At 50.1% G+C, this 5,000-nt stretch carries 3 protein-coding genes and 2 rRNA genes (1 of these 5 only partly in view); all 5 read right to left on the minus strand.

The features are described 5' to 3' along the window. Nucleotides 1–523: 523 nt before the first annotated feature. On the minus strand, nt 524–2,047 hold the full coding sequence (locus MJ595_RS04480; RefSeq protein ID WP_263079174.1) for an IS66 family transposase: 1,524 nt from the start codon (nt 2,045–2,047) through the stop codon (nt 524–526). 40 nt (nt 2,048–2,087) lie between these two features. After that, complete coding sequence (gene tnpB, locus MJ595_RS04485) at nt 2,088–2,438, minus strand: IS66 family insertion sequence element accessory protein TnpB (protein WP_263079172.1); 351 nt, start codon at nt 2,436–2,438, stop codon at nt 2,088–2,090. After that, nucleotides 2,435–2,740: a hypothetical protein gene (locus tag MJ595_RS04490; RefSeq protein ID WP_263079171.1), complete on the minus strand. Its 306-nt coding sequence runs from the start codon at nt 2,738–2,740 to the stop codon at nt 2,435–2,437. Before MJ595_RS04490 ends, tnpB begins: the two co-directional genes overlap by 4 nt. 397 nt (nt 2,741–3,137) lie before the next feature. Beyond that, nucleotides 3,138–3,253 (minus strand): 5S ribosomal RNA (gene rrf, locus MJ595_RS04495). 148 nt (nt 3,254–3,401) lie between these two features. Further along, nucleotides 3,402–5,000: ribosomal RNA gene (locus MJ595_RS04500) — 23S ribosomal RNA — on the minus strand; it runs 1,873 nt beyond the window's last position.

The raw sequence follows: 5,000 nt of genomic DNA on the forward strand, positions 1-5,000 counted from the left end.
AGCCAAACTGCTCAATCTTACAATTAAACGTCACATTTATTTAACTGTCTGTGAAGACAGTCGAATTAACGAGTATGTTCACTTGCTTGATCAGCATTTTAAATCATTTTCAGCGCTCTCTATTGAGAACAACTGATTGACTGAATGCCATCACACAAGCGCCCACACGAATTATCTGATACTTTGTTAAAGAACTCGATTCAATCAAGGGGTTGAACCGGCTGATTTAGCAGTGAATGCCGATCAGCAAGGCCGCCTATCTTACTGCGACCGCTGTCGTTGTCAAGCGTTCTTTTTCAGAAGCTTTCGTTTGAAAGTCAAAAGAAGCTGTTCAACTCGCTAACCTTGCTTGGTCAGCGGAGGCGCATTTTACCGATTCAGCCATTTCTGTCAACCACTGTTTGGACGCTGGTGAGAAAGTACTGAAGGCGTGCTGCCTGAATGAGATGCGCATTATAGGGCAGTTGACGGATAGCACAACCCGCGGCTTTTACTGTAAGCGATTAATTAACCCCACCTTGATTTAAGAAGAGTTTTGATTCCATGGCAGCAGTTGCTCAATATCCGCCAGTGTTTTTGCTGCGGGTAGCTGGGTAAACACCTCCTTTAAATAGGCATATGACTCCAAGCCACAGGCTTTCGCTGTCTCTACCAGACTGTACAGATTAGCGCTGGCATTAGCGCCTGCCTGACTGGTGCTAAACAGCCATGCTTTACGCCCGATGACAAAGGGGCGAATGGCGTTTTCTGCCAGATTATTGTCCATGCGTAGATAACCCTCATCGCAGTAGCGAATCAGTTTATCCCACTGGTTATTGAGGTAATTAAGCGCCTTACCCAACAGTGTTTTAGGGGGCGTTTGTGGTAGCGATTTATCTAACCATTGTCGTAGCTGACTGAGAATGTCCCGGCTTTTCTGTTGCCGGATCATTTTCTTTTCTTCACAGGAACAGTCTTTTATTTCCCGTTCAATACGGTAAAGCTTCTGGATATAGGCCATTCCCATATAAGCCTTTCCAGTTTTTACCCCTTTTTTCAGGCCTTTTACCGCTTCATTGAATTTTCTCCGGGCATGGGCCCAGCAGCCCTGGCTGATAATGCCTTCCTGTCGGCCTATGGCAGCATAGCCCTCATAGCCATCCGTTTGCAGATACCCCTTAAAGCCTTCCAGCAACCTGACAGGAACGGACCCACTCCGACTGGGATCATAATCAAATAGAATGACTCTGTGATCTGGAACAGGCTCTGCCACCTGTACCCACATGTACGACAGGCTCTGTGCTTTCTTCCCTGACTCCCTCAGCACCTTGACATGGGTTTCGTCACAATGGATCAGCGGAGATTCAAGTAAATGATCTCGCATCAGGTTGACCAGGGGCTGTACCAGTTCACCGCAACGCACCATCCACTGGGCTGTGGTTGCCCTGGCCACTTCAACCCCGAGCCGGTTCAGCACAAACTGTTCTTGGCGGTACAGGGGCAAGCCGTCCACATATTTTCCGGTGGCAATGTAGGCCAGCAAGCCCGGTGTAGCGATACTACCCGGTATGGGCTGGGGAGGCATGGGTGCGGTCTGGATGGAGCCTTCACAATGGCGACAGGCATACTTTGGGCGCACGTTCTGAATAACCTGAACCTTGGCGGGAATGATATCCAGTTGCTCGCTGACTTCCTCGCCGATCCTGTGCAGGTCATGGCTACCGCAACAGGAGCAGACCTTTTCCTGTTCAGGGAGGTCATGTTCCCGACGAACCCTGGGCAGGGCTTCAGGTAATGGCTTGCGCCCCGGCTTCTTGCGCTGATGGGCAGGGACTGTGATTTCTGCCTCTGCTTTTGCCACTGCATCAGGATTGTCAGGCTGGTCCTGCTCGGCCTCATTGAACAGGCCGAACTGATTGGCTGGTGCTTTTTCGCTAGACGCGCCAAAGCGCTGCCGGATCAGTTGCCGGATATGTTCCTCAAGAGTGGAAAGCCTGCCTTGCAGCTGGGCAATGTAGGCTTTGAGGATAGTGGGGTCATCAGGAAGATGTGCAAGGGTGTCGTTCATCCCTGAAGGATACCCTAAGGCAGGAAGACAATTCCCTGCATCAGATCATTGACGTGTAGGTCAGCGCAGGATGAGGTTGAGGAGGACGAATGTCATAGCCATCCAGCAGTCGGTTGAGAAGATCACCATCAATATGGGAGGGCATGCTATCCCAGTGCCATTGGAACCGGAATTTCTCCAGTCGCTTATACCAGAGGACAAAGCCATTGCGCTCCCAGTAAAGCAGCTTCACCTTGTCTCTTCCCCGGTTGCAAAACACAAACAGCTTGCGGTCAAAGGGGGACAGAGCCATCTCCTGTTCCACCAGAGTGGCCAGGCCATTGATAGACTTACGCATATCCACGGGCTCACTATAAAGGAATACGTCAGTATCAGCCGCTGGACGAATCATAGGCACTGCAACGCCTGAACCAGCCCAGGCACTTGCTCGACGGATACCTCCAGCTTGATACCAGAGGGCAGGTGCATGACAACCGGAGACTGAGAAACAAGGTCAGGCTTTGACATCCCAGCAACAGGAATCAGTTTTGGCTGTGCAGGCCTGGTCATCAACTTTTTCTTCCAATAACTGAACTGATGGGGAGACAGTCCCCTCTGGCGACACCAGGGAGTTTGCCTTATGCCAGATTGTTGCCAGTCCTTAAGGTGCTGCTGCCAAAGCTGTCTGAGTTTGGCGGCTTCATCTGTTTTCATAGTAGGGTTTCCTAAAAAATAGAAAACCTAACTTTTTTGATTTGGAGTTTTAAGGTGGGTTTAAATTGGCGCTTACCTTTTACTTACGCAACATAATTAGATTAACCATGCGCCGGGAATGCCTACGGATGTTTTCTCGTTCCCAGCGTCCTGAGGATGTCGTGAAACTTGGTTCAACGTGAAAAACCGGGAGCTGTCTTTCTTTTCACCACAGAGGCACAGAGGACACAGAGTTTTTATACTCTTAAAGCAGTAAACCTTTGTGCTCTCTGTGCCTCTGTGGTGAATCAAAACATCTTTTGCGACAACCTCGGGAGCCTGGGAACGAGTGGCTTCGTTCTTTTTTGCACATAGCAAAAACCCTGACAGCGTATGCTATCAGGGTTTTCTAATAAGTGCCTGGCGATGACCTACTCTCACATGGGGAAACCCCACACTACCATCGGCGATATGTCGTTTCACTGCTGAGTTCGGGATGGGATCAGGTGGTTCCAACATTCTATGGTCGCCAGGCGAAACTTTTGCACATGGACGTGCTTATGCCGTTTTGCCAGGGATGGCAAAAAACGGTAGCGTATCCACACGCTCGGAATCCATTTTATTTAAGCTTTCAATTCTTGCAATACACTCTCTTGGTATAGCTAAATCGCTTTGGCGTTATATGGTCAAGCCGCACGAGTCATTAGTACTGGTTAGCTCAACGCCTCACAACGCTTACACACCCAGCCTATCAACGTCATAGTCTTTAACGGCTCTTCAGGACTCTCTAGGAGTCAGGGAAGTCTCATCTTGAAGGGGGCTTCCCGCTTAGATGCTTTCAGCGGTTATCCCGTCCGAACATAGCTACCGGGCAATGCGTCTGGCGACACAACCCGAACACCAGTGGTTCGTCCACTCCGGTCCTCTCGTACTAGGAGCAGCTCTCCTCAAACTTCCAACGTCCACGGCAGATAGGGACCGAACTGTCTCACGACGTTCTAAACCCAGCTCGCGTACCACTTTAAATGGCGAACAGCCATACCCTTGGGACCGGCTTCAGCCCCAGGATGTGATGAGCCGACATCGAGGTGCCAAACACCGCCGTCGATGTGAACTCTTGGGCGGTATCAGCCTGTTATCCCCGGAGTACCTTTTATCCGTTGAGCGATGGCCCTTCCATTCAGAACCACCGGATCACTAAGACCTACTTTCGTACCTGCTCGAGATGTACCTCTCGCAGTCAAGCGCGCTTGTGCCTTTACACTAACCGTACGATGTCCGACCGTACTTAGCGCACCTTCGTGCTCCTCCGTTACTCTTTGGGAGGAGACCGCCCCAGTCAAACTACCCACCACACAATGTCCCCGATCCCGATTAGGGACCTGGGTTAGAACCTCAATATTGCCAGGGTGGTATTTCAAGGTTGGCTCCACGCAGACTGGCGTCCACGCTTCAAAGCCTCCCACCTATCCTACACAAGCAACATCAAGATCCACTGTGAAGCTATAGTAAAGGTTCACGGGGTCTTTCCGTCTAGCCGCGGATACACTGCATCTTAACAGCGATTTCAATTTCACTGAGTCTCGGGTGGAGACAGCTTGGCCATCGTTACGCCATTCGTGCAGGTCGGAACTTACCCGACAAGGAATTTCGCTACCTTAGGACCGTTATAGTTACGGCCGCCGTTTACCGGGGCTTCGATCAAGAGCTTCCCTCACCACCAAATTGCTCTCGCACACGTTGCATTAACATCTGACGCATTTTTTTGTTGCGCTTTAGTTTAGCTTCGCGAGCTCTCGCAAACTCTTTGACTTGATATGCTTCATAGTAAGCAATGCGCCATATTCTACCCTTGGTAGAAGCATTCATACCCGAATTATGTTGATCTAATCTTTTTCGAAGATCAGAGCTATAACCCAGATAAAAATCTGTCTCATCGTTTACGTTTTGAATCACATATATGTAGTACATAAGAGCAATTTGGTGGTGAGGTAACCCCATCAATTAACCTTCCGGCACCGGGCAGGCGTCACACCGTATACGTCCACTTTCGTGTTTGCACAGTGCTGTGTTTTTAATAAACAGTCGCAGCCAACTGGTCTCTGCGACCCCCACTAGCTTACGGAGCAAGTCCGATCACCGGCGGGGGCGTACCTTCTCCCGAAGTTACGGTACCATTTTGCCTAGTTCCTTCACCCGAGTTCTCTCAAGCGCCTTGGTATTCTCTACCTGACCACCTGTGTCGGTTTGGGGTACGGTCCCTGTTGACCTGAAGCTTAGA

This window comes from Endozoicomonas sp. Mp262, from assembly GCF_025643335.1.
Lineage (GTDB): Bacteria > Pseudomonadota > Gammaproteobacteria > Pseudomonadales > Endozoicomonadaceae > Endonucleibacter.

What these genes read in the sequence shown, in the direction of transcription:
- MJ595_RS04480 (WP_263079174.1), bottom strand. Translation starts at nt 2,047, where the DNA reads ATGAACGACACCCTTGCACATCTTCCTGATGACCCCACTATCCTCAAA.
- tnpB (WP_263079172.1), bottom strand. Translation starts at nt 2,438, where the DNA reads ATGATTCGTCCAGCGGCTGATACTGACGTATTCCTTTATAGTGAGCCC.
- MJ595_RS04490 (WP_263079171.1), bottom strand. Translation starts at nt 2,740, where the DNA reads ATGAAAACAGATGAAGCCGCCAAACTCAGACAGCTTTGGCAGCAGCAC.